Source organism: Pseudomonas zanjanensis (assembly GCF_014268745.2).
GTDB classification, from domain to species: Bacteria; Pseudomonadota; Gammaproteobacteria; order Pseudomonadales; family Pseudomonadaceae; genus Aquipseudomonas; species Aquipseudomonas zanjanensis.
Genome location: NZ_JABWRB020000001.1, coordinates 1264717 through 1287978 on the forward strand (window position 1 = coordinate 1264717; position 23262 = coordinate 1287978).

Here is a 23262-nt window from a genome sequence, read left to right on the forward strand (position 1 = left end):
GTGGGAGCGAGCCTGCTCGCGATGGCGGTGGGTGAGTGGGTGGGAGGTGTTGAGTGCGCCCAACCTCCGCTATCCTGAGCCTCACGCCCACCCGTCGAGGCTGCCCATGCTGGAAGTCCGCCAAGTGTTCAAAAGCTACCCCACGCCCCAAGGCCCGTTGCCGGTGCTGCAGGGTGTCGACCTGACCCTGATGCCCGGCAGCAGCCTGGCGCTGATGGGGGAATCTGGCAGCGGCAAGAGTACCTTGCTGCATTTGGTTGCCGGGCTGGACAAGGTCGATCGCGGGAGCATTCGCAGTGGCGAATATCGACTCGACGGCATGAGTGAAAGCCAGCTGGCGAATTGGCGGCGCACGGAAATCGGCCTGGTGTTCCAGCAGTTCAACCTCATCAGCAGCTTGTCGGTGGAAGATAACCTGGCGTTCCAGGCCCGCTTGTGCGGTCGCTATGACGCGGCCTGGCAAGCCCATCTGGTGCAGCGGCTCGGGCTTTCAGGGTTGCTGCGGCGTTACCCCGAGCAGCTTTCCGGCGGCCAGCAGCAACGGGTGGCGCTGGGTCGGGCGCTGGCTTCTCGACCGCCCTTGTTGCTGGCTGACGAACCCACCGGCAGCCTCGACGAAGCCACCAGTGACGAAGTGCTGCAACTGTTGCTGGAACTGCTGGAGGGCAGCCCCACCAGCCTGTTGATGGTGACCCACAGTCCCCGGGTAGCGGCTCGCCTGGCCCAACGCGTGGTATTGCATGGCGGACGGTTGGCGCAGGTGGCCCAGGGGTGATGATTTTCCGCCAGGCCCTCAAGGCCCTGCTCAGCCATTGGCGCCAGCACCCGGTGCAGTTCTTCAGCGTGTTGACTGGCCTCTGGCTCGCCACCAGCCTGCTCACCGGCGTGCAAGCGCTGAACAGTCAGGCCCGGGACAGCTACGCCCGCGCCAGCCAACTGATCGGCGGCGAACCCCAGGCCAGCCTCACTGCACCCGGCGGCGGCACCTTCCCTCAACAATGGTTTGTCGATTTGCGGCGCCAGGGCTGGCCGGTGTCGCCGGTGTTGCAGGCCCGGGTGGTGCTCAAGGGGCACGAGGACCAGCGTCTGCAACTGATGGGCATCGACCCGGTGTCGATGCCGCCCGGTGCGGCGTTGGCGGGACAGGCGCGGGAGATGGGCGAGGTGGTGGAGTTCTTTACCAGTCCCGGTCGTACCTGGATCGCCCCGCAGACTTTGCAGGCCCTGGGGCTGGGTGAGGGCGACCAGCCCCAAACCGCCGATGGACGACCCCTGCCGCCGCTGCATGTCCAAATGGACATGGCGCCGGGCATGCTGTTGATGGACATCGGGTTTGCCCAAGCGGTACTCGGAATGCCGGACCAGCTGTCGCGGCTGCTGTTGCCCGCGACGTTCAGCGCCGCGCTGCCGGAGGCGTTCGGCGATCGACTGCAATTCAAGCGCGCCGATGAAGAAAACAACCTCTCGCGCCTGACCGAAAGTTTCCACCTGAACCTCGACGCCCTGGGCATTTTATCCTTCGTGGTGGGGCTGTTCATCGTTCACGCGGCCATCGGCCTGGCGCTCGAACAGCGCCGCAGTCTGTTGCGAACCCTGCGGGCCTGTGGCGTCAGTGCGCGGGTACTGGTCACCAGCCTGGTGGTTGAGCTGGGCGGGTTGGCCTTGCTCGGTGGGATCGCCGGGGTGCTCAGCGGCTATTGGCTGGCGAGCCTGTTATTGCCCGATGTCGCGGCGAGCCTGCGGGGTTTGTACGGCGCCGAGGTGGCCGGGCACTTGAACCTCAGCCCGGCGTGGTGGCTCAGCGGTGTCGGCCTGAGCTTGCTTGGCGCGCTGCTGGCCGGCGCCGACAGCCTGTTGCGGGCGGCGCGCCTGCCCTTGCTGGCGCTGGCCAATTCCCAAGCCTGGCATCAAGCCCATGGGCGTTGGCTGCGACGCCAGGGTTGGGTGGCGACGGTGGCGGCGTTGATTGCCGCATCGGCGTTGGTCTGGGGCGACAGCCTGGTCAGCGGTTTTGTCCTGATGACCGCCTTGTTGCTGGGCGCGGCGCTGGCCTTGCCGGTGTTGCTCAGCGGCATGCTGACGTGGTTGTTGCGCCGCAGCCGCTCGGTGCTCGGGCAATGGTTTCTCGCCGATTGTCGCCAACAACTGCCGACCCTGAGCCTCGCGCTGATGGCCCTGCTGTTGGCATTGGCGGCGAACATCGGCGCCGGCAGCATGACCGCCGGCTTTCGCCAGACGTTCAGCAACTGGCTCGAACAACGGCTGAGCGCCGAGTTGTATATCAACCCGCAAACCCCGGCCCAGGCCGAAGAACTGCATACCTGGCTCAAGCAGCAACCAGCGATCACTGCCGTTGTGCCCCTCTGGCAAGTCTCGCTCCCGTTGCAGGGCTGGCCGACGGATATCCACGGCATCCTCGATCACCCTCACTATCGCCAGCATTGGCCGCTGCTGGAATCGTCCGGCGACAAGCCGTGGGAGCAGTTGGCCGCCGCCGACACCCTCATGCTCAGCGAACAACTGGCCCGACGCCTCAAGGTGAGGATCGGCGATCAGTTGACCTTGCCGACGCCGCAGGGACCTTGGGCACTACGCATCGTCGGCATCTACGCCGACTATGGCAATCCCAAGGGCCATGTGCTGGTCAACGTCGAGCACTTGCTGGCGCACTGGCCGAACCTGACGCCGAACCGTTTCAACTTGCGCATTGAACCGCCGGCGATTCCGGCGCTGGTGACGGCATTGCAGGACCGGTTCGGCCTGGATGACAGCCGCATCGTCGACCAGGCCCGGCTCAAGGGCTGGTCGACCCAGGTGTTCGAACGTACCTTCGCCGCCACCGCCGCCCTCAACAGCCTGACCCTGGCGGTAGCCGGGGTGGCGTTGTTCATCAGCCTGCTGACCCAGAGCCAGAGTCGTCTCGGCCAGTTGGCGCCGCTGTGGGCGCTGGGGGTGACGCGTCGGCAGTTGATGTTGCTCAACCTCGGCCAGACCTGGCTACTGGCGCTGCTGACCCTGGTCCTGGCCTTGCCGCTGGGCATTGCCCTGGCCTGGTGCCTGGACGCGGTGATCAATGTGCAGGCTTTCGGCTGGCGCCTGCCGTTGCGGGTGTTCCCATTGCAGTTGGCGCAACTGCTGGCCCTGGCGATGCTCGCCACGCTCCTGGCATCGGCCTGGCCGCTGTATGCGTTGTACCGCTCGCAGCCGGCGGATTTGCTGAGGACCTTTGCCCATGAAGATTAAAGCCGGCCTGTTGCTGCTGGCGTTGCTCAGCGGCTGTGATGACTCGGCGCCGACGCAAAAGGGCTTCGCCGGCCTCGGTGACCAGGCTGTCGCGTTCACGCCGGTCGTGCCTGGGCGGGTGTTCAGTTTCCCGGCCGACCACGGTATGCATGACGGTTTTCGCATCGAATGGTGGTACGTCACCGCCAACCTCAAGGATTCCCAAGGCCGGGAGTTCGGCGTGCAATGGACGCTGTTTCGCAGCGCCTTGGATGCCGCACCCCAAGCCAGCGGTTGGCGCAACCAGGCAATCTGGCTCGGTCATGCGGCGGTCACTTCCGACAGCGTGCACTATGCCGCCGAGCGTTATGCGCGAGGTGGGGTGGGGCAGGCCGGGGTGCAAGTGCAGCCCTTCGAGGCCTGGATCGACGACTGGCAATTCGGCACCCAGGCCTCAGCGGCCGAGCCGTTGGCGGACATGCAATTGAAGGCTCGCGACCGACGCTTCAGCTATGCCTTACGGCTGACGTCGAACCGTCCGTTGGTGTTGCAGGGCGATCAAGGTTTCAGCCAGAAATCCGAACAGGGCCAGGCGTCGTACTACTACAGCCAGCCGTTTTTCCAGGCCGACGGTGAACTGGAAATCGACGGCCAGCGCTACACGGTCAGTGGCCCGGCCTGGCTCGATCGCGAATGGAGCAGCCAGCCCCTGACCGCCAACCAGACCGGCTGGGACTGGTTCTCCCTGCATCTGGACAATGGCCAGCACCTGATGCTCTATCGCATGCGCCACAAGCACGGCGCGCCTTACCTCACGGGCACCTGGATCGATGCCCAGGGCCGGGCGCAAACCCTGCGCGCCGAGGAGATCAGTCTCGCGCCATTGGACACGGCCAAGGTCGCCGGGCGCTCGATGCCGGTACGCTGGGCCATCAAGATCCCCGGCAAGCAACTCGACATCATCACCCAGGCACTCAATCCCAAGGCCTGGATGGACTTGCGCATTCCCTATTGGGAAGGCCCGGTGCGTCTGAGTGGCAACCAGGGCGGCACGGGATACCTGGAAATGACCGGCTACTGAAAATCACTGGAACTCCCCGCGAACGCCGACCCTCATAACCAATGAATGTCTCGCAGGAGTCCGTCATGGGCGATGACCTCAAGCTTGCGTCGCTGGCCGATTGGCAGCGACTGTTCGACGACAAGGCCTACCGGCAGCAGTCCCCCGATGCTCATTTCACTGAGTTGATGCAGGTGGCCAATGACCTGTTCGGCCGCGGCGCCATCGATCTGGCACGCTGGCAGGATTTGAAGACCCAGGCCGAGCAACTGCACCAGCGCTCCCCGGATGCCAATGTCGCCGAAGAAGTCGCCGACCCCGATGCCTGAATCCCGAATGACCCCAGGAGTTCGCCATGAACCACAGCCCCGATCAAACCCGGCCCAACCCGGACGCGCCAGCATTGCCCGGCGAAGTGGAACGCGATAACGATGCCTTGCGGCCCAATGACCCGGCCAAGCGCAAACAGCAACACGGTGACCCTGATGCGGGGGATACCGATGCGCAAAAAACCGGACGGCGTGGATGAAGTGCGTCATGCCGACGGGTATTAAAAAAGAGTTTTTAATGGTTGTTTAATTTTTATTCATGGATAACTTTTTTGTATTTGTCCATGTCTTGTATAACCGGTTGTACGGCTAGTGCAGGAGTTGCCATTCAATACTGTGGCGAGGGAGCTTGCTCCCGCTGGGATGCGAGGCAGCCCCAAAAGCGGCCGCTGCGCGCCCGAGCGGGAGCAAGCTCCCTCGCCACAGGTTCCGCGGTTCGGTCACAATGTAACTGTGCGAGTCATGATCAATCGGCGGCAGTTACGATCAAAGATAAACAATTATTTAAACAGTCTCCCGGACATAGTCTGAAAGTTCCATTATTATTGTCCCCGTTCGCCCAGTGTCAGGCTCTTTACCAGTGCATGGATTGCCGAGGCCGTCGCACTGGGCGAACACCGTCCTGAATCAATGACTTTCAATTATTTGTTTGCACATTGGCCAACAGCGGTGGCCCATGCGTGAGTGGTTGCGCTCGAACATTAGCCGACTATGGGTGAACGCCAGTCATCGGAACCCGAAGTGCCACTGACTTCGTGGGTCCAAGTGATTTTGCGGTACGTGAAATGCACGTCTTCCAGATGGGTGAAGTGCGCGTTCGCCGGGTCCTGGCAGTTGAACATGTAGTCCTTGATTTCCACGATGATCGCGTCGTACAACGTGGTCGTGAAGTAGTGCTCCTGAGCGCCTAGCTTCGAAGTGCGGAACCATTGGATCGAAACCTCTTCCATGAGCTCACCGCTGGTCAGGGCGGCCAGCAACAGCGGTGAGGCTTTGTCGAACACCTTGGTGATGACCAAGGGTTTGTGTATGCGCTGGCCGGTTGGCTGGCCGGATTGAGCGTCGCGCGGGATGATCACTTGGTGCTGGAATCCCTGCACCATGATCTGGTCTTCGTGACCTTCCTGATAGGTATTGCCCACCGAGTCGGCGGTAAACGCACCGGAGGTAATCAGGCCTTGTTTGCTGCCGACGATGGCCATATATGCGGGGGTAGCCAAGGGATGCTCTCCTTCCTGGATAACTAAGGGCCTGGGACGGGAATCGCCCCGAGGTGGCCTGACGGTTATCAAGAGCTGTGCCACTTTCAAAAAAACTATATATATCAATAAGTTGATTTGATGTAAGGCAACTGCTCCCTTCAGGCAAGCAACAAAACGCACAAACCCTTGCCCAGTACATCGCAGATATTCGCGGCCCACCCGGACGCCGTGCTACCCAAGCAGAATCACCAAGGAAGGCGCGCCATACTGCGCGCCTGTCAGGCAACTTCTTGCCATTTGATCCTTCAGCATGTTCCTAGACGCCCAACGCAGCCCTGCACTCATCGATGGAGCGCTGTTGCGTCTGGGCATACAGCCCCAACTCGTCGATGGTCCCTCGCCCCAGCGCCGCCTCGAAAGCCTGGCGGTTGGATTGCCCGGCGTAATGGCTTTGGGCGGCGTCGCCGAGGTTCGACTGGAAGATGCCGGCGGCGCTGACGGGTAGGAAGTCTTCGTACACCAAGGGCTCGGCCCGCAGGTATTGCTGTTCGAGCAAGTGTTCCAGGGTGGTCGCTGCCTCGAGGGTGCCCTTGGCGGCGAGGCCCTTGGGCGTCGGGACATAACGGAAATACGCCAACGCCTGTTGGCGCAGCTCATCGTGGTTATCCGGGAATGCGCCGAAGTGTTCGGCCATCAGCACGTTGTAGCGCCCGGCGTTGGCTTCGTTGGGGAATTCCCCCAGCGCATCGCGCGCGGCGTTCAGCAATTGGTCATAAAGCGCACGGCCTTTGGGTGTGAGCGCGGCGCCGCGTTGTTCGATTTCGCCGAAGCGGGCGCTATGGCTGCCTTGGGGCTGGGTCCGGGTCTGGGGCTGGTCGGTGAAGGCAACGGGCTCATCGAGCGCCTTGAAACTGGTCTGGCGCAGCAGGATCGGGCATTGGCGACGGGGTGGGCCTTCGATCACGGCCTTGGGGGTGATGCCATGCACGGGCATCCGCGCCTGGACGATGTCGATGTCCAGGGTGCGCGGCGTCAGGTGGTTGATGTGCGGGCCCTTGAACGCCACCACGTCGGCGATCAGGCGATGCTGGCCGCTCAGTTGCCGATACTGTTCGGCGGTGACGGTGGCGCTGTGGTGCCAGCGAAAGGTTTCCAGGGCCTGTAGGACAAAGTCCTCGGCTTGGGTTTCGCTCAGGCCGCCCTGGCGTTCGGCCAGGTCAATGAGCTCAAGGGCGCCGGGGGTGAAGATCTGCCGTTTGGCCAGCACCGATTCGGCAAAGGCCCGAAGCTCGGCATTCTCGATCAGTTCCAGGCGCAGCAGCGAGGTAAACACCCGGAACGGGCTGACCTGCAAGGCGCTTTCATGCACGGCGCGAAACGCGGTGGAATGCACCGGTACACCGGCTGGCGTGAGGTCGTAGTAGCCCACCGGCTGCATGCCCATGACCGCGAACAGTCGCCCCAGGGTCGCCAGCTCGGCGGCGGTGCCGACGCGGATCGCGCCGTGGCGTTCCAGGTCCAGGCGCTCGAGTTCGCCCGTGTTGCGCAGGTGGGCGGCCAGTTCCGGCTGTTCGCTCAGGACCTGGGCGTTGGTGGCTTCCACCAGCTCCATCAGTGCGCCATACAACGGCACCTCGTCGCGGTACATGTCGGACATCGCTTTGGAGAAGCGTTGGCGGATCAGGTCGGGGCTGACGAAGCTCATCGTGGGAATTCCTGGCGAGGGCTGTGGGAAAGTTGGACGAAAGATCGCAGCCTTCGCCGGTCCCGGCAAACGAAGAATCTTCAGGACTTCATTCTGCCAGGGACTGACCCACCGGTTCACCACCGGGCGTTGCTTGCATCATGATCACTGCCCCAATCCCTTGAGAAAGTCACGGTACAGCGCCGCGGTTTTCCCTGGTTGTTCGATCATGGGCAGGTGGCCGATCCCGTCCCAGATTTCCACACGCAAGTCCGCGATGCCCTTGCTCCATGCGGGTACGCTGCTGACGTCGATCACCCGGTCCTGGCGACCCCAGAGCAGCAGCGAAGGGGCACGAATGGCGGCCAAGTGGGGCTCCATTGGCGGGCTGGCGCGAAAGTCGGTGTAGATCTCCGCCAGTTCTTCGCGTTGCTGTACATAACGCTCGGCCACCGCGGCCATGACCATGCCGGGTACCCAGGGCGGCGAGGCCATGGTCATTGCGTAGAACGGCATGAACTCCTCCCGCGAATGCACGAGGGACGGGTTATGACCGGCGGCCAATTGGCGGTCCATGTCGCTGGGCTGGGGGGAGGTGACACCGGCCGGATTGAGCAGCGCCAGGGTCAGCACGCGGTCAGGCGAAGTGGCTGCCAGCCACGCGGCGAGATGCCCACCCATGGAATTGCCGATCACATGGACCTTGTCCAGGCCGCAGGCGTCGAGCAATTCGATGATTCGCCGGGCCTGGGTCGGGATGTCGTAGCCGCCGCCGGCCTTGAAGCCGGTTTCGCCATGGCCGGGGAGGTCGGGGATCACCACTCGGTAATCACCAACAAAATGTCGGGCAACCCGCAGCCAGAGATTCTTGTCGCCGCTGTAGCCGTGCAGCATCAGGATGCTGGCGGACGCTTCATAAGGCCCGCCCTGCCAGGTCGACACGGTCATTTCACTGATGGGCACGGTGATTTTGCGCAACCGGTAAAGGCGTGCTTCCAAGGCCATGCTCATGTCGTAGATCACATGGCCAATGCCGGGATAGGTCAACCAACTCCAGGCGATAAGTACAGCAATAACCACGAACAACACCAGCATGTTTTGCCCTCCATGGGCTGCGACAGAATGTAATCAAACGGATCAGGCGGTGTTCAGTGAAGCTTAACCCGGGAACATCGTTGCCCAGGAACCTGCTTTGCGAGGTGTCACGGACTTCCTTGTCATATATAGCCAAAATCCGAGCAGAGCCCCGCATTTTGACGAAGAAAATACCCCTGCATTCAGTGGTGGCTATTTGATGCCGCCCTGATAGACTCCAGGCAAGCCCATCCCGATGATTCGGGAAACCCGCGGTGCAGAGGCGTCTATGCAAAAGACGGGAAAAAAGGGACTGTCGTTGGCCAGGAGGCTCTACGTATCGCGCATCCTGGGCCTGACGCTGGGGTTGCTGCTGGTCAGCGCCGCGCTCTATCCCCTCGATCCGCCGCCCTGGGTCTGGGGCCTCATGCTGTTCAACGGCCTGCTCTGGCCGCACCTGTCCTATGGGTGGGCTCGCCGATGCGCGGTGCCGTACCACGCCGAACACCGTAACTTGTTGATCGATGCCTTTCTCGGCGGCTTCTGGGTCGTGGCGATGCAATTCAACCCGTTGCCCACGGCCGTCACGCTGGCGATGATGGCGATGAACAACGTCGCCATCGGTGGTCTGCGTTTCCTGCTCGTCGGGGTTGTGGCCCAAGTGGCGGGCATCGCCGTGGGCATGGTGATCTTCCCGTTGACCGGCGTGCCCATGACCAGCCCGACGCAGATCTATGCTTGTCTGCCGCTGCTGTGCCTGTATCCGATGGCACTGGGTTGGATCTGCTTTCGCCAGGCCTACACCCTGGGGCGGCAGAAACGTGAGTTGCTGGCCCTGAGTCGTACCGACAGCCTGACCGGGTTGCTCAACCATGGCGCCTGGAAAGATCGCCTCAACGAGGAGTTCCAGCGTTGCGGGCGCCATCCAGCGGACGGGACGGCCCATGGCGCGATTGCGCTGATCGACATCGACCATTTCAAAGCCATCAATGACACCTATGGCCACGGCGCCGGCGACGTCGTGCTGCGCCGGCTCGGCAAGCTGCTCAGGCAGAACCTGCGCGCCGCCGACATTGTCGGGCGTTATGGTGGCGACGAGTTTTGCGTGGTCTTGCCGGACCTGACCCTGCATAACGCTGTGCAGGCGATGGATGGTTTGCGTGAGCGCTTCGCGACCCTCGGCTACGAGCAGGATCCGGCGCTTAAAGTGAGCCTGAGTATTGGCCTGGCGGTGTTCAACCCGGCGTATGGCGACGCAACGCTTTGGCTCAACGATGCAGACCAGGCGTTGTATGAAGCCAAGACCAGCGGGCGCAACCGGGTCACTTGCCACCGGCATCGGCCGGTGCTGGAAACGTCGGCCGTTTCCCTTTGAGATGGCCACCTGCTGTCTAGAGCCTTGGTTCATTGTCGGGTAGGGTGCCTATGGCACTCTTTCGATACGGAACAAGGATGAAATCATGACGATGACCGCTGTTCGCTCCCGCCTGGCCGTCAGCCTCGGCCTGAGCCTGGCCCTTGGCGCCTTCACCCCCATGGCCTTCGCGCAACCCCATCAACAAATCCTGACCGATGCGCAGCAGTACCAGGGCGAGGCCCTGAAACTGCTGGAGCGGCTGGTGAATATCGACTCCGGCTCCGGCTATGTGCCAGGGCTGACCCAGGTCGGTGACATTGCCATCGACGAACTGGAAAAGTTGGGCGCTACCATCGAGAAGGTGCCGAATTCGGACGGTAGCCAGCACATCCTGGCGACCCTCAAGGGCACCGGTAAAGCAAAAATCCTGCTGATGGCCCACATGGACACGGTGTTCAAGGAGGGCTCGGCCGCCGAACGCCCGTTCCACATCAAGGATGGCCGCGCCTACGGGCCGGGGGTGATGGATGACAAGGGCGGCATCGTCGCCGGGATCTACGCCTTGAAAGTGCTCAAGAATCTCGATTTCAAGAATTACGCGCAAATCACCTTCCTGCTCGACGCCAGCGAGGAAACCGGCTCGGACGTGGCCACCGACCTGATCAAGAAAACCGCCAAGGCCCACGACGTGACCCTCAACCTCGAGCCGGGTCGCCCGGCCGACGGCCTGGTGGTGTGGCGCAAGGGCAGTGCCACGGCGCTGGTGGAGGTCAAGGGCAAGGCGTCCCACGCCGGTGTCGCGCCGGAACTGGGGCGCAATGCGGCGATGGAAGCCGCGCACCAGATTCTGCAATTGGGCAAGCTCGGCGACGCGGAAAAGAAAACCACCATCAACTTCACGGTACTCAAGGCCGGTGACCGGACCAACGTGATCCCCGACCAGGCGAGCGCCAAGGCCGATGTACGCGCGGCGGTACCGGAAGAATTCGACCGTATCGAAAAAGACCTGGCCCGTGTTTCACAGGACAAGCTGATCGCCGATACCGAAGTCACCACCAGCCTCAAGCGCGGCCTGCCGCCGATGCCGCAGACGGCGGAGTCGGACCGATTGATGGCCATGGCCCAGGGCATCTATGGCGAACTGGGGCGCAAACTGACCGAAGAAGGCAGTGGCGGCGCGGCGGACGCCAGTCTGTCAGCCGGGGTCGGTACGCCGACGCTGGATGGGTTTGGCATCGTGGGTGGCAATATCCACACGCCGGAGGAGTACGCCGAAGTCGAGAGCGTGGTGCCAAGGATTTATCTGTTGTCGCGGATGATCATGGAGTTGGCGGGGCGCTGATGCGCTGTGTCGTTCGGGGTGCTAACCGAGCATAGGGTGAACACCTCGAAACCCTGTGGGAGCGAGCTTGCTCGCGAAAGCGATCTGTCTGTCGATCACATGTTGACTGACACACCGCCTTCGCGAGCAAGGGAATGTGCTGCAAGACTCGGTGGTTGGCTCCTACATCGATGGTAATACGATAAACACAAGGCTTTCGTGGCGAGGGAGCTTGCTCCCGCTGGACCGGTCCGACGCCTCGGGCGCAGCAGGCCCAAGTTTTTTGGTTCAACACACAATGCTTGGGGCTGCTTCGCGACCCAGCGGGAGCAAGCTCCCTCGCCACGGGGGGATGCGCTATGTCGAGGGACGGGCTTCGACGTTGTCCAGCGCTCGGTCTGCCAGCTGTCCACTCAATTCGATCAATTGGTGGATGCCCAGGGCAATGTGGCGCCTTGAGCCTTCCAGGTCGAAGGCCAGGTCGTTGAGCATGGCGTTGGCCGAGGCCAGGTTTTCGCTGAGGTTGGCGAGCAGGGTTTCGGTGTCGACACCGTTGGCGACCGTGAAGAGTTGGCCTTCATCTGCCTCGGGTTTGCTGGGTTTGGGCTTGAGATAGTAGTCGAGGATGCGGTCGGCGGCTTTGTCGAACGCTTTTGATGTTGGATCGGTATCCGGTGGGTTTGGTGTTGGTTTGAACATGGATGAAACTCCTTGGTAATGGGAGCCGCAACCTTTTGCTACCAAACATTAGGTGGCGGCTATACGCAGGTTGGTAGACCGGGTACCAAGGCAAACCCAGCGCGCCACAAGGGCGCCCCGCGCACAGCCGCCATAGTAAATATGCCGGAGCTGTGCGCCTTAGTTTTACCCGGGCTACCAAACCCGATCGCTGATTTTCAGCGACCCGGAAACAGTAAAGCCCGCCCTCAAGGCGCACAAGCCGGCGGATTCTGGCGTAGTTGTAGGCAATGGCGCAAGGTGAGGTCGTTCGGTCTTACGCCGAGATTAATGCGATAAACATAAAGCTTTTGTGGCGAGGGAGCTTGCTCCCGCTGGACTGCGTAGCAGGCCCAAGTTTTTGGTTCGACACACAATGCTTGGGGCGGCTGCGCCACCCAGCGGGAGCAAGCTCCCTCGCCACAAAAGCGGGTTAGGCGTTTGATGGCGTCGTTGCTAGTAAACCCAAACCTCCACCCGCCGATTCCTGACCCGTCCTTCATCCTCGCTGTTGGCCGCCACTGGCATCAAGGCCCCGAACCCTCGCACTTCCCGTAGCGCCACGCCGTATTTGACCAGTTCCCGTCGCACCGCCATGGCCCGCAGTTTGGACAACAGGTCGGCCCGGGCCGGGTCGTCCTTGGCGTCGCCAAAGCCCACCAGGGTCACGCGTCGGTCGGCTTTTCCATGCTGCTTTATATAGTCGAGCACGCGCCCCAGGTCCTGGTGGGCCTTGTTGTCCAGGCTGGCGCTGCCTTCTTCGAAGCGAAAATTCACGGTCAAGCGTTGGGCATGGCGGCTCAGGGCCTGGTAGCCCTCGGGCATCAGTGCATTCGGTGCGACGGCCATGGCTTGGACGGTCTGGGCGATGAAACCGTTGGCGGCGACGATGGCCTGGCCTTTGTCGCTTTGGGTAAACGCCACCAACGCTTCGGCCCAGGGGTTGGTGCCCCAGGGTGGCAGATAGAAGAACAGGCGCCGGGAAAGCGGGTAGTCCTCGGTGGCGATCAGGTGGTTAAGCGGCAGCATGGGCTGGGATGCGCCGTCGACAATGGCCAGCGCCTTGGCCTGGCGCACGTAGGGCAAACCGATGAAACCGATGCCTTGCGGGTCCTGGCTGACCGCGTCGGACAACTGTTCGCTGGACTCGAAGCGTCGCGCTGTAGGATCCAGCCGTTTTCCCTGTCGGCTAAGGACCAGTTCCTTGAAGGTGTCGTAGGTGCCGGACTGCTCATCCCGGGCGTACAGATGAATCGGCCCGCCCGTGCCGCCGACGGCTTCCCAGGTTTTTGCCTCGCCGCTGAATATTCGAGCCAGCTGTACGGTATCGAGTTGGCGCAGTGGGTTGTGGGGATGAAGGATGATCGCCAGGCCATCGATGGCGATGACTTGTTCGGCGGCAGGACTTTTCAGGTCGCCCAGGGACGACAAGTCCTTCAGTTCGCTGTCCTTGATCGGCCGGGAGGATGCCGCCAGGTCGGTGCTGGCCTGTTTGAGGGCAGCAAAGCCGGTGCTGGAGCCGTGGGCCGCGATATCGACCTGCACCCGCCGGCCATCGGCGGTCTGGCCGACGATGCGCTGCTCATTGTCGCGCCCTGTGATTTCGCTGCTGACCCTGAGTAGCCCCTGGTCCTCCATCAATCCCCTGACCAGCGCCGGTCCCAGCGCCGCACCGATCGTATTGGAACCCTGCAGGCGCAAGGCTGGGCCGTGTTCGGGAATGGGCAAATTGCCGGCCCATGCCACGAACGGCAGCCAGAGGCCCATGAAAAAGACAACACACAGCCGCATGCCGGCACCTGCTGAACCCGAGGAAGTGCCGGAAGATTAAGTCAGTCAGGTTACTGAAAGGTGACAGGGGTGCTACCTGTTAGCCCGACTCACCACAAATCTCCTGTGGGAGCGGGCTTGCTCGCGAAAGCGGTGTGTCAATCGACATAAATGTTGAATGTGCCGACGCCTTCGCGAGCAAGCCCGCTCCCACAGGGGGATGTGGATGCTTCGGACTTAGCCCAACTGCAACCAGATCGGCGCATGGTCCGAGGGTTTTTCCATGCCCCGCAGCTCGTAGTCCACGCCGGCATCCTTGACCCGTGGCAGCAGGCCGTGGGAGGTGAGGATCAGGTCGATGCGCAGGCCGCGCTTGGGCTCGTCCTCGAAACCGCGGCTGCGGTAGTCGAACCAGCTGAAACGGTCGGTGACGTCCGGGTTCAGGTGGCGGAAGCTGTCCACCAGGCCCCAGTTCTTCAGGCGGGCCATCCATTCGCGCTCTTCCGGCAGGAAGCTGCATTTGCCGGTCTTCAGCCAGCGCTTCATGTTGTCCGGGCCGATGCCGATGTCGCAGTCTTCCGGGGAAATGTTCACGTCACCCATTACCACCACCGGCTGGTCGTTGCTGAAGCGGCTTTCCAGCAGATGCTGCAGATCGCTGTAGAAACGTTCCTTGGCCGGGAATTTGGTCGGGTGGTCGCGGCTTTCACCCTGTGGGAAATAACCGTTCATGATGGTCACCGGCACGCCATTGGCATCGGCGAAGGTGCCCCAGATGAAGCGCCGCTGGGCGTCTTCGTCGTCACCTTCGAAGCCTTTGTACAGGCTCAGCGGCGCCTGGCGGGAGAGCAGGGCGACGCCGTAGTGGCCTTTTTGCCCGTGGTAATGCACGTGGTAGCCCAGGGCCTGCACTTCGGCCAGGGGAAACTGTTCGTCGTGGACCTTGGTTTCCTGCAGCCCGATCACATCCGGCTGATGCTTCTCGATCAGCGCCGCCAGCTGATGGGGGCGGGCGCGCAGCCCGTTGATGTTGAAGGAGACGATCTTCATGGTCGGCTGTCCTGGCAAAACTGCGATGCTAGCTGACATGTGGGAAGGGAGCTAGCGTGGCAGTAGGACAAATGCGCTGCTAATGTCCTTTGCACGTAGGAACGATCACGATCCTATCGAGCTCGTACTCAATAAGAGCAGGGCCTTACCGAGCCTCGCCCCAGGAGATCCAACGCCATGCCTGAAACCGCCATCGCCGACGTCCATATGCTCGACAGTGGTTATTCCCGTGAAGCCCGTTCGTTGCTGTACCAGGCCTATCGCCATGAGCCGACCTTCAGCTACCTGTTCGAATCCGAGCGTCCCGGTTATGAACAGCGGGTACGGGCCACGGTGCGTGAGCTGGTCAAGCAGCATTTTCTCCAGGACCTGCCGGCCATCGGCCTGCTGGTCAACGACCGCCTGATCGGCATCGCCCTGATCGCCCCGCCACAGCGGCGCCTGGGCATCACTGAAAGCTGGGCCTGGCGCCTGCGCATGGTCTTGAGCACTGGTTTTCGTTGCACAAGGCGCTACTTGGACTATCACGCAGCGGTGCTGGCCTGCCTGCCGTCCGATGCGGTCCATGTACTGCCGCTGCTGGGGGTGCACCCACAGTTCCAGGGCAAGCATTTCGGCGAACAGTTGCTCACGGCGGTGCATAACTGGTGTGCGGTGGACGAACATTCCCGGGGCGTGGTGCTGGACACCGGCAACCCGCGTTACCTGGAGTTTTATAAACGTCAAGGTTACGAGGAAATCGGGGAAGTGGCGGTAGGACCGATCCGCGAGCATGTGTTCTTCCACGCCAACCCGCAGGTTCTGCAAAGCGCAACGGCATAGTCGGGCGAACTTTTAGGAAATGTCCGGCTCTATCAGGCACCTACGCTCGTGATAGCATCCGCGCCATGAACCGCTCAGGAAGAATGATCAGTGGTGCGCTCTTGCTGTCCCTCAGCTGCGCGGCCCTGGCAAAAAGTGAATTGGAAGTACGCGTCCAGCCGTCCAACGACGAACTCAAGGCCAACGTGGAAGGCTACGTTGGTGGCTTGGGTGATCGTGACGAGGAGGCCTTGCTGCGCTTCAGTCGCGGCGCCGAGGAACAGGCGCGCAAGGCCGCCCAGGCGCTGGGCTACTACCAGCCGCAGATCGACAGTGAGGTCAAGGGCGGCAAGGACCCGCGCCTGGTGCTGACCATCGACCCCGGCGAGCCGGTGCACTTGCGCAATGTCACTGTGCGCATCGATGGCCCGGCGGCTTCGCTCAAGGCTTTTCGCGTACCCGGCAACGCCGGCCTGAAACCCGGCGCGGTGCTCAACCATGGTCGCTACGAAGACGCCAAGCGGGTCATCCAGAACCAGGCCTCGCGCTATGGCTATTTCAGTGGGCGCTTTACCCAGCAGAAACTCCTGGTAGACCCTCAGGCGGGCCTCGCCGACATCGAGCTGGTCTACGACAGCGGCCCGCGTTATGCCTTGGGTCCGGTCAGCTTCGAGGGCGACACGCCGTTCGACGAAGACTTGCTGCAACGCATGGTGCCGTTCAAGGCCGGCACGGCGTACGATTCCGAACTCATCGCAGAACTCAACCAGGCCCTGCAATCGAGCGGTTATTTCGAAGGCGTGCGCGTCGATGCCGCGCCCACCGCTGCCACCGATAACGTGATTCCGGTGGCGGTCAAGCTCGACACGCGCAAGCCGCGCACCATGGGCCTGGGCCTGGGCTTTTCCACCGACGTCGGTCCCCGGGCCAAAGCCAACTGGACGCGTCACTGGGTCAACCCCCAGGGCCACAGTTATGGCTGGGAAGCGGAAGTGTCGGCGCCCCGGCAGAACGTCGGCCTGTGGTACGACGTGCCGCTGGACCCGCCGCTGACCGACAAGATGCGCTACGCCGGCGGTTATCAATATGAAGAACTGGCCGGCACCGACAGCCTCAGCAAACTGCTCACCGTGGGCCCGGAATGGCACAGCAAGTTGCCCAGTGGCTGGCAGCGGGTGGTGTCGCTCAAGTGGCAGCGCGAGGAGTACCGCCTCGGCGACGATGCGGGCCTGAGCACGTTGTTGATGCCCGGCGTGAGTTATTCCTACCTGCGCAGCGACAACCGCATCGACCCGCACAACGGCTACCGTTTGCAGTTCGACACCAAGGTCGCCAAGGAAGGCCTGGGTTCGGACAACAACCTGTTATACGGCACCGCCATGGTCAAGGGCCTGACCACCGTGTTCGACAAGCATCGGCTGCTGGCTCGGGCGCAGATCGGCGGGAGCGCCACCAATGGCTATAAATCCATTCCGCCGTCCCTGCGCTTCTTCGCCGGTGGCGACCAGAGCGTGCGCGGTTACGACTACCAGAGCCTGTCTCCGGAGAACTCCGAGGGCGATCGTATCGGTGGTCGCTACATGGTCGCCGGCAGCCTGGAGTATCAATATTCCATCGCGGAAAAATGGCGGGTGGCGACGTTCATCGACCAGGGCAACTCCTTTAATAGCCTGGAGCTGCCGAGCCTGAAGACCGGCGTGGGTGTTGGCGTGCGTTGGGTGTCGCCGGTGGGGCCGATCCGCCTGGACCTGGCCCATGCGATGGACGACGAGGGCGGCATTCGATTGCACTTTTCCATGGGGCCTGAGCTGTGACGCGTGGTTTGAAGAAAACGCTGCTGGCGCTCGCCGGGGTATTGCTGGCGCTCGTGCTGGCCTTGAGCGTGGCGCTGGGCACGGCCTTTGGCAGCCGCTGGGCCCTTGGCCTGGTGCCTGGGCTGAGCGTGGAAAATTTCCAGGGCCGGCTGGGCGGGCAGTGGAGCGCCGATCGGCTGCTGTGGCAGCAGGGCGACAGTCGGGTGGAGGTGGATCGGCTGATATTCGCCTGGTCGCCGCTGTGCCTGGTGCGCATGACCCTGTGCATCGAGCAGCTCAAGGCCGACCAGATCGCGTTGCAATTGCCAGCCTCGGCCGATGAGCCAAGCAGCGGCCCGATCAGCTTGCCGGACCTGGACTTGCCGCTCGCGATCGAACTGGGCGATGTGCAAGTCGGCAGCCTGTCGTTCAACGGCAGCGAGCAGCTCAAGGGCTTGCAATTGGTTGCCCATTGGACCGCCGAGGGCCTGCGGATCGATTCGGTGCAATTACAGCGCGACGCGCTGGGCCTGCAGCTGTCCGGCTTGTTGAAGCCGGGCGGCGACTGGCCATTGAACGCCGAAGGCCGATTGACCTTGCCGGCGCCAGGTGCGGCGCCCTGGGCCCTGGACCTGAAAGTCGACGGCAACCTGCTCAAGACCCTCAACCTCAAGGCCGACAGCAGCGGCTACCTGCAAGGCCAGTTGACCGGTGAGCTGCAACCGTTGGCGGACAACCTGCCCGCCAAGGTGCGCATCACCGCCGACGGCTTCAAGGCCAGCGGCGATCTGCCCGACACCTTGTTGCTCAACCAGCTGGAATTGACCGGCGCAGGCGATCTGAAAAACGGCTACCAACTGCTCGGTAAGGCGACCCTGCCGGCCGAGAAAGGACCGGTGGCGTTGCTGCTACAAGGCACCGTGGATGCCAATGGCGCACACATCGCCGGTTTGGACCTGGACGCTGGCGATCAGCAAAGCCTGAAGCTCAACGGGCAGTTGGACTGGCGCGAAGGCCTGAGCGCCGAGGCGAAAGTCGCCTGGCTGGATTTCCCCTGGCATCGCCTTTATCCGCTGATCGACGAGCCGCAGGTGACCTTGCGCAGCTTCAACGGCGAAGTCTCGTACACCGACGGTAAATACCTCGGCAACTTCCAAGCCGCCCTGGACGGACCGGCCGGAGCCTTCAGCCTGGACAGCCCCTTCAGCGGCGACCTGACGCAAATTCATCTGCCACAGCTCAAGCTCGCCGCGGGGCAGGGCAAGGCCGAAGGGCACCTGAGCCTGCAATTTGCCGACGGCATTGGCTGGGACACGGCGCTGCAACTGTCGGCCATCAACCCGGCGTACTGGCTGGGCGAACTGCCCGGGACCCTGGCCGGGCCGTTGCGCAGCAAAGGGGCGATGAAGAACGACCGCCTCGACCTCGACGCGGACCTGGACCTCAAGGGCAAGCTGCGCGGCCAACCGGCGCAATTCCAGGCCAAGGCCAGCGGTGCCGGCGAGCAGTGGAACCTCAGCGCGCTGGATATCCGCCTGGGGGACAACCGCATCAACGGCAGCGCCAGCCTGCAACAGAAACTCACCGGCCAGATCGACATCAAGCTCTCGCGCCTGGCCCAGCTCTGGCCGCAACTGCGCGGCCAAGTGGTCGGCCGGGTCGACATGGCCGGCACGCTCAAGGCGCCCCAAGGCAAGCTCGGCCTGCAAGGCACGCAGTTGGCGTTGCAGGACAATCGCCTGCAAAGCCTGAACCTCGATGCGACCCTCGACAGCGCCCAGCGCGGCAAGCTCGACCTCAAGGCCAGTGGCATCCGCGCCGGCGAAACGTCGTTAGGCGTGCTGACCGTCAGCGGGCAGGGCGACATCAAGCGGCAATCACTGAACCTGGATTTGCAGGGGCCGCAGCTCGACACGACCCTGGCACTCGACGGCGCCCTCGACCAGGGGAGTTGGCGCGGGCGCCTGGCCAGCGGCGAGGTGCAGGCCGGCGGCCAAGCCTGGCGCCTGCAAGCCCCGGCGAAACTCGAACGCCTGGCCGATGGCACGCTCAACGTCGGTGCCCATTGCTGGCGTTCCGGTGAAGCCAGCCTGTGCGGTGAAGACCAACGGCTGATGCCGGAGCCAAAGCTGCGCTATCACCTCAAGCAATTCCCCATCGAAAGCCTGGCCCAGTGGATGCCCAAGGATTTTGCCTGGCAGGGCCGGCTCAACGCGGACCTGCAATTGGACCTGCCGGCCAGCGGCCCGAATGGCCGCATCCTGGTGGATGCCAGTGGAGGCACCTTGCGGATTCGGGATAAGGCGAGTGATAAACCGCGATGGCTGGACTTCCCGTACCAGACCCTGACGCTCAACAGCCGCCTGACCCCCAAGCGCATCGACACCGACTTGAATTTCGTCGGTGCCAGGCTCGGCGAACTGATGCTCCAGGCGCAAATCAACCCGCTGCCGGCGAGCAAGCCCTTGAGCGGCTCATTCCGCCTGACCGGCCTGGACTTGTCCGTGGCCCGGCCGTTCGTGCCGATGGTGGAAACCCTCACCGGTCACCTGAACGGCAGCGGGACATTATCCGGTGGTTTGCTCGCGCCCCAGGTCAACGGCAACCTGGTGCTCAGCGACGGAGAAGTCTCCGGGCCGGAGCTGCCGGTCAGCCTCGAAGCCTTGCAAGTGCGGGCGATGATCGCCGGCGAAACGGTACGGCTCGACGGCGACTGGAAAAGTGGCAAGCGCGGGCAGGGCAGCCTGACCGGGAACATCGGCTGGGGCGAGGCCCTCTCCATGAACCTGGCCCTCAAGGGCTCGCAACTGCCGGTCACCGTTGAGCCTTATGCGGTGCTCGACGTGGCACCGGACCTGAACATCACGATGCAGGGCGAGCAGCTTTCCATTGCCGGCAAGGTCCTGGTGCCCAAAGGCGAGATCACTGTTCGCGAACTGCCACCGTCCACCGTCAAGGTCTCGGATGATACGGTGATCGTCGGCCACCAGACCGAAGAGGGCAAGGCGCCGCTGGCCATGGCGATGGACATCGACGTGATCGTCGGCCAGGACAAACTCGCATTCTCGGGTTTCGGCCTGACGGCCAACGTCCAGGGCCAGGTGCACATCGGCGACAACATGGACACCCGCGGTGAACTGTGGCTCAACGACGGCCGCTATCGCGCCTACGGGCAACGGCTAACGGTGCGTCGGGCACGGCTGCTGTTCGCCGGACCCATCGACCAGCCCTACCTGGACATCGAAGCCATCCGCCAGACCGACGATGTGGTCGCCGGCATTCGCTTGAGCGGCAGCGCCGAGCAACCGACCACGCAAATCTTTTCCGAACCGGCCATGAGCCAGGAGCAGGCATTGTCCTACCTGGTGCTGGGCCGACCGCTGAGCACGACGGGCGAGGACAACAACATGCTCGCCCAGGCCGCCTTGGGCCTGGGGTTGATGGGCAGTTCGGGGGTGACCAGCAGCCTGGCCAATAACCTGGGCATCGATGATTTCCAGCTCGACACCCAGGGCAGCGGCAATACCACCAGCGTGGTCGCCAGCGGCAACCTCTCGGAAAAGCTCAGCCTGCGCTACGGCGTCGGCGTGTTCGAACCGGCCAACACCATCGCCCTGCGCTACAAGCTCAGCAAGAAGGTCTACCTCGAAGCCGCCAGCGGCGTCGCCAGCTCGCTGGATATCTTCTACAAGCGCGATTTCTAACCTCTTCCTGAATCCCCAGCGTCCAATGTGGGAGCGGGCTTGCTCGCGAATGCGGTGTATCAGTTAGCGATTTGTTGACTGACACGCCGCATTCGCGAGCAAGCCCGCTCCCACAGGTTTGTCTGCGTTTCGTCTGTTGGTGAATAGCACGCTAACGATTTGTTTGACATTTGCTGCCTAAGCAGTAATATTTCGACATACATTCACTGCCTAGGCAGCAAACGGTGCCCGGATGAAGCATTTCACCCCTGACGAATTTCACAATTGCCACCTCGGCATGCTGCTCGGCCGCGCCGCGCTGCTCAAGGACCGGATCATCGACACCCACATGGAACCCGTCGGCATCACCGCCGCGCAGTTCAAGGTGTTGATCATCATGGCCCAGCACGGCATCGACACGCCGGTCGAGCTGTGTCGCTACCTGTCCCTGGACAGCGGCTCGATGACGCGCATGCTCGATCGCCTGGAGCAGAAAGGTTTCCTGGTCCGCCAGCGCTCGGCAGAGGATCGGCGCCAGGTGCAATTGGTGTTGACCGAAGCTGGCCAGGCCCTCGCCGATCGCCTGCCGTTCATTGGTGCCGACGCCATGAATCAATTGGCCGGTGCCATCAGCCGCGAGGAGCTGCAAACCCTCGAAGACATCCTCAAGAAAATACTGCTCGCCGCCGGTGATCCCATCACCGTGTTGCGATTGGGGGAGAAATGAAACGTCAAACCTTGCGTACCCGCTTGAGCCTGGTGCTGTTGGCCATGAGCCTCGCCGGTTGTGCCAGCTACAGTGGCTTGAAGACCGAAGGCGTCAGCCTCGAGGCCAAGAGTCTCCAGGCTGGACAATCGTTGAATAGGGTCACGCTGTCGCCGGCCGCGTGGCCGAAAAACGATTGGTGGAAAAGCCTCGGCGACCCGCAACTCGACGGCCTGATCCGTGAAGCCTTGCGCGACAGCCCGGACATGCAAGTCGCCAGCGCCCGGGTCCACCAGGCCAGTGCCGCGGCCTATGCCGCCAACGCCGCACGCCTGCCGACCCTGGATGCCAGCGGCAGCGTCAGCCGTTCGCGCCTGGCCCGTGACCAGGACCCGCAAGGGCAGGGCGGGGCCTACAGCACCCTGCGTTCGCTGAGCGTGGACTTCAACTACAATTTCGACCTCTGGGGTGGCCAGCGTGCCGCCTGGGAAGCCGCCCTGGGCCAGGCCCGCGCCGCAGAGATCGATCGCCAGGCCGCGCAGCTGACCCTGGCCGCCGACGTGGCCCGGGCCTACAGCGATCTGGGCCAGGCCCACATCATTCATGACTTGGCCGCCGAGGACCTCAAGCGCACCCGGCAAATGCTCGATCTGGGCAAGCGCCGTCTCAGCGCCGGGATCGACAGCGAATATCAGTTCCAGCAAACCGAAAGCCTGGAAGCCAGCGCCGATGCGACCCTGATCGACGCCGAGAAACGCCTGCAGAGCGCCAAGATCGCCCTGGCCGTGCTGCTGGGCAAGGGGCCGGACCGCGGCAACGAAATCGCCCGGCCGAACGTGCTGCAAGCCAGCGTGGTCGCCTTGCCGTCGAACCTGCCGGCCGAGCTGCTGGGCCGCCGTCCCGACCTGGTCGCGGCGCGCTGGCGGGTGGAGGCGGCGAGCAAGAACATCGAGGCTGGCAAGACCCAGTTCTATCCCAACCTCAACCTGAGCGCGGCGGCGGGAGTGCAGTCGTTGCTGGGCGATGCGATGTTCGGTTCGCCCAGCCGTTTCTTCAACGTGGCGCCCACCGTGTCGCTGCCGATCTTCGACGGCGGCCGTTTGCGGGCGGACCTGGATGCCCGGGACGCCGATTACGACCTGGCGGTGGCGCAGTACAACAAGAGCCTGGTCACGGCCCTTGGCGATGTCAGCGACACCATCAACCAGTTGCGTGACATCGCTCGCCAGATCGGTGCCCAACAACATGCCACCGACATTGCGCAGAACTCCTACGACACCGTGGTCCAGCGCTACGGCTCGGGCATCGGCAATTACCTGGACGTGCTGAGCATCGAGCAGCAATTGCTTCAGGCCCAGCGCCAACTGGCGAACCTGAATGCCGAGCAGATCGATTTGTCGATCCAACTGATGCAGGCCCTGGGCGGTGGTTTCGAAGCCCAGACCCTGGCGGCGGCCACGCCGACCCCTGCCACGCCGACCCACTGATTCGAG

Annotated in this window: 18 protein-coding genes; 12 read left to right on the plus strand and 6 right to left on the minus strand. The window is 62.9% G+C overall.

Annotated features, from left to right (window positions below; translation table 11 throughout):
* The first annotated feature begins 106 nt into the window (after window positions 1-106).
* From HU715_RS05755 to HU715_RS05775, 5 genes are all read left to right on the plus strand, one after another.
* Complete coding sequence (locus HU715_RS05755) at window positions 107-775, plus strand: ABC transporter ATP-binding protein (protein ID WP_186708642.1); 669 nt, start codon at window positions 107-109, stop codon at window positions 773-775.
* The gene (locus HU715_RS05760) at window positions 775-3243 is read left to right on the plus strand and encodes an ABC transporter permease (protein ID WP_186708665.1); all 2469 of its coding nucleotides are present in this window, start codon (window positions 775-777) and stop codon (window positions 3241-3243) included. Before HU715_RS05755 ends, HU715_RS05760 begins: the two co-directional genes overlap by 1 nt.
* A complete protein-coding gene (locus tag HU715_RS05765) occupies window positions 3233-4303 on the plus strand; it encodes a lipocalin-like domain-containing protein (protein ID WP_186708644.1) in 1071 nt (356 codons plus the stop codon). Before HU715_RS05760 ends, HU715_RS05765 begins: the two co-directional genes overlap by 11 nt.
* A 65-nt stretch (window positions 4304-4368) precedes the next feature.
* Entirely contained in the window at window positions 4369-4611 is a 243-nt protein-coding gene (locus HU715_RS05770) for a hypothetical protein (RefSeq protein ID WP_186708646.1), read from the plus strand.
* A 26-nt stretch (window positions 4612-4637) separates the two neighbouring features.
* On the plus strand, window positions 4638-4811 hold the full coding sequence (locus HU715_RS05775) for a hypothetical protein (protein WP_186708648.1): 174 nt from the start codon (window positions 4638-4640) through the stop codon (window positions 4809-4811).
* Window positions 4812-5312: 501 nt separating this feature from the next.
* Here the strand turns inward: HU715_RS05775 and HU715_RS05780 are convergent.
* The 3 genes from HU715_RS05780 to HU715_RS05790 form a co-directional block, all read right to left on the minus strand.
* Entirely contained in the window at window positions 5313-5831 is a 519-nt protein-coding gene (locus HU715_RS05780; RefSeq protein ID WP_186708650.1) for an Hcp family type VI secretion system effector, read from the minus strand.
* Between the two features lie 298 nt (window positions 5832-6129).
* Window positions 6130-7518, minus strand: a complete 1389-nt coding sequence (gene hglS / locus HU715_RS05785; RefSeq protein ID WP_186708652.1) for a 2-oxoadipate dioxygenase/decarboxylase HglS — start codon at window positions 7516-7518, stop codon at window positions 6130-6132.
* A 144-nt stretch (window positions 7519-7662) separates the two neighbouring features.
* Window positions 7663-8592: an alpha/beta fold hydrolase gene (locus HU715_RS05790; RefSeq protein WP_186708660.1), complete on the minus strand. Its 930-nt coding sequence runs from the start codon at window positions 8590-8592 to the stop codon at window positions 7663-7665.
* A 268-nt stretch (window positions 8593-8860) separates the two neighbouring features.
* Here HU715_RS05790 and HU715_RS05795 point away from each other — a divergent pair, with 268 nt between their 5' ends.
* Window positions 8861-9946 (plus strand): diguanylate cyclase, encoded by a 1086-nt coding sequence (locus HU715_RS05795; protein ID WP_186708661.1) that lies wholly within the window; start codon window positions 8861-8863, stop codon window positions 9944-9946.
* A gap of 85 nt (window positions 9947-10031) precedes the next feature.
* The gene (locus HU715_RS05800) at window positions 10032-11270 is read left to right on the plus strand and encodes a M20/M25/M40 family metallo-hydrolase (protein WP_186708662.1); all 1239 of its coding nucleotides are present in this window, start codon (window positions 10032-10034) and stop codon (window positions 11268-11270) included.
* A gap of 336 nt (window positions 11271-11606) precedes the next feature.
* Here HU715_RS05800 and HU715_RS05805 read toward each other — a convergent pair whose 3' ends face one another.
* The 3 genes from HU715_RS05805 to xthA form a co-directional block, all read right to left on the minus strand.
* Window positions 11607-11948 (minus strand): DUF6124 family protein, encoded by a 342-nt coding sequence (locus HU715_RS05805; RefSeq protein ID WP_186710887.1) that lies wholly within the window; start codon window positions 11946-11948, stop codon window positions 11607-11609.
* 474 nt (window positions 11949-12422) lie between these two features.
* Entirely contained in the window at window positions 12423-13757 is a 1335-nt protein-coding gene (locus tag HU715_RS05810; protein ID WP_186706613.1) for a substrate-binding domain-containing protein, read from the minus strand.
* A 216-nt stretch (window positions 13758-13973) separates the two neighbouring features.
* Window positions 13974-14786 carry an exodeoxyribonuclease III gene (gene xthA / locus HU715_RS05815; protein WP_186706614.1) on the minus strand — a complete coding sequence of 271 codons (813 nt, stop codon included), beginning with the start codon at window positions 14784-14786 and terminating at the stop codon, window positions 13974-13976.
* A 177-nt stretch (window positions 14787-14963) separates the two neighbouring features.
* Between xthA and HU715_RS05820 the strand changes: the two genes are divergently transcribed.
* The 5 genes from HU715_RS05820 (at window position 14964) to HU715_RS05840 (ending at window position 23256) form a co-directional block, all read left to right on the plus strand.
* Window positions 14964-15608 carry a GNAT family N-acetyltransferase gene (locus HU715_RS05820; protein WP_186706615.1) on the plus strand — a complete coding sequence of 215 codons (645 nt, stop codon included), beginning with the start codon at window positions 14964-14966 and terminating at the stop codon, window positions 15606-15608.
* A 65-nt stretch (window positions 15609-15673) separates the two neighbouring features.
* Window positions 15674-17401, plus strand: coding sequence for an autotransporter assembly complex protein TamA (locus tag HU715_RS05825; protein WP_437182500.1), 1728 nt, complete (start codon window positions 15674-15676; stop codon window positions 17399-17401).
* Window positions 17398-21084: a translocation/assembly module TamB domain-containing protein gene (locus HU715_RS05830; protein ID WP_186706616.1), complete on the plus strand. Its 3687-nt coding sequence runs from the start codon at window positions 17398-17400 to the stop codon at window positions 21082-21084. The genes HU715_RS05825 and HU715_RS05830 overlap by 4 nt, the downstream gene beginning before the upstream one ends.
* A 232-nt stretch (window positions 21085-21316) precedes the next feature.
* A complete protein-coding gene (locus tag HU715_RS05835; RefSeq protein WP_186706617.1) occupies window positions 21317-21790 on the plus strand; it encodes a MarR family winged helix-turn-helix transcriptional regulator in 474 nt (157 codons plus the stop codon).
* Window positions 21787-23256: an efflux transporter outer membrane subunit gene (locus HU715_RS05840; protein ID WP_186706618.1), complete on the plus strand. Its 1470-nt coding sequence runs from the start codon at window positions 21787-21789 to the stop codon at window positions 23254-23256. The genes HU715_RS05835 and HU715_RS05840 overlap by 4 nt, the downstream gene beginning before the upstream one ends.
* Window positions 23257-23262: the final 6 nt, after the last annotated feature.

Bases quoted from the DNA above. Each gene is read 5' to 3' on its own strand.
- HU715_RS05800 (WP_186708662.1), top strand. From the start codon at position 10,032: ATGACGATGACCGCTGTTCGCTCCCGCCTGGCCGTCAGCCTCGGCCTG.
- HU715_RS05795 (WP_186708661.1), top strand. From the start codon at position 8,861: ATGCAAAAGACGGGAAAAAAGGGACTGTCGTTGGCCAGGAGGCTCTAC.
- xthA (WP_186706614.1), bottom strand. From the start codon at position 14,786: ATGAAGATCGTCTCCTTCAACATCAACGGGCTGCGCGCCCGCCCCCAT.
- HU715_RS05790 (WP_186708660.1), bottom strand. From the start codon at position 8,592: ATGCTGGTGTTGTTCGTGGTTATTGCTGTACTTATCGCCTGGAGTTGG.
- HU715_RS05775 (WP_186708648.1), top strand. From the start codon at position 4,638: ATGAACCACAGCCCCGATCAAACCCGGCCCAACCCGGACGCGCCAGCA.
- HU715_RS05755 (WP_186708642.1), top strand. From the start codon at position 107: ATGCTGGAAGTCCGCCAAGTGTTCAAAAGCTACCCCACGCCCCAAGGC.
- HU715_RS05770 (WP_186708646.1), top strand. From the start codon at position 4,369: ATGGGCGATGACCTCAAGCTTGCGTCGCTGGCCGATTGGCAGCGACTG.
- HU715_RS05760 (WP_186708665.1), top strand. From the start codon at position 775: ATGATTTTCCGCCAGGCCCTCAAGGCCCTGCTCAGCCATTGGCGCCAG.
- HU715_RS05810 (WP_186706613.1), bottom strand. From the start codon at position 13,757: ATGCGGCTGTGTGTTGTCTTTTTCATGGGCCTCTGGCTGCCGTTCGTG.
- HU715_RS05840 (WP_186706618.1), top strand. From the start codon at position 21,787: ATGAAACGTCAAACCTTGCGTACCCGCTTGAGCCTGGTGCTGTTGGCC.
- HU715_RS05835 (WP_186706617.1), top strand. From the start codon at position 21,317: ATGAAGCATTTCACCCCTGACGAATTTCACAATTGCCACCTCGGCATG.
- HU715_RS05805 (WP_186710887.1), bottom strand. From the start codon at position 11,948: ATGTTCAAACCAACACCAAACCCACCGGATACCGATCCAACATCAAAA.
- hglS (WP_186708652.1), bottom strand. From the start codon at position 7,518: ATGAGCTTCGTCAGCCCCGACCTGATCCGCCAACGCTTCTCCAAAGCG.
- HU715_RS05820 (WP_186706615.1), top strand. From the start codon at position 14,964: ATGCCTGAAACCGCCATCGCCGACGTCCATATGCTCGACAGTGGTTAT.
- HU715_RS05825 (WP_437182500.1), top strand. From the start codon at position 15,674: ATGAACCGCTCAGGAAGAATGATCAGTGGTGCGCTCTTGCTGTCCCTC.
- HU715_RS05765 (WP_186708644.1), top strand. From the start codon at position 3,233: ATGAAGATTAAAGCCGGCCTGTTGCTGCTGGCGTTGCTCAGCGGCTGT.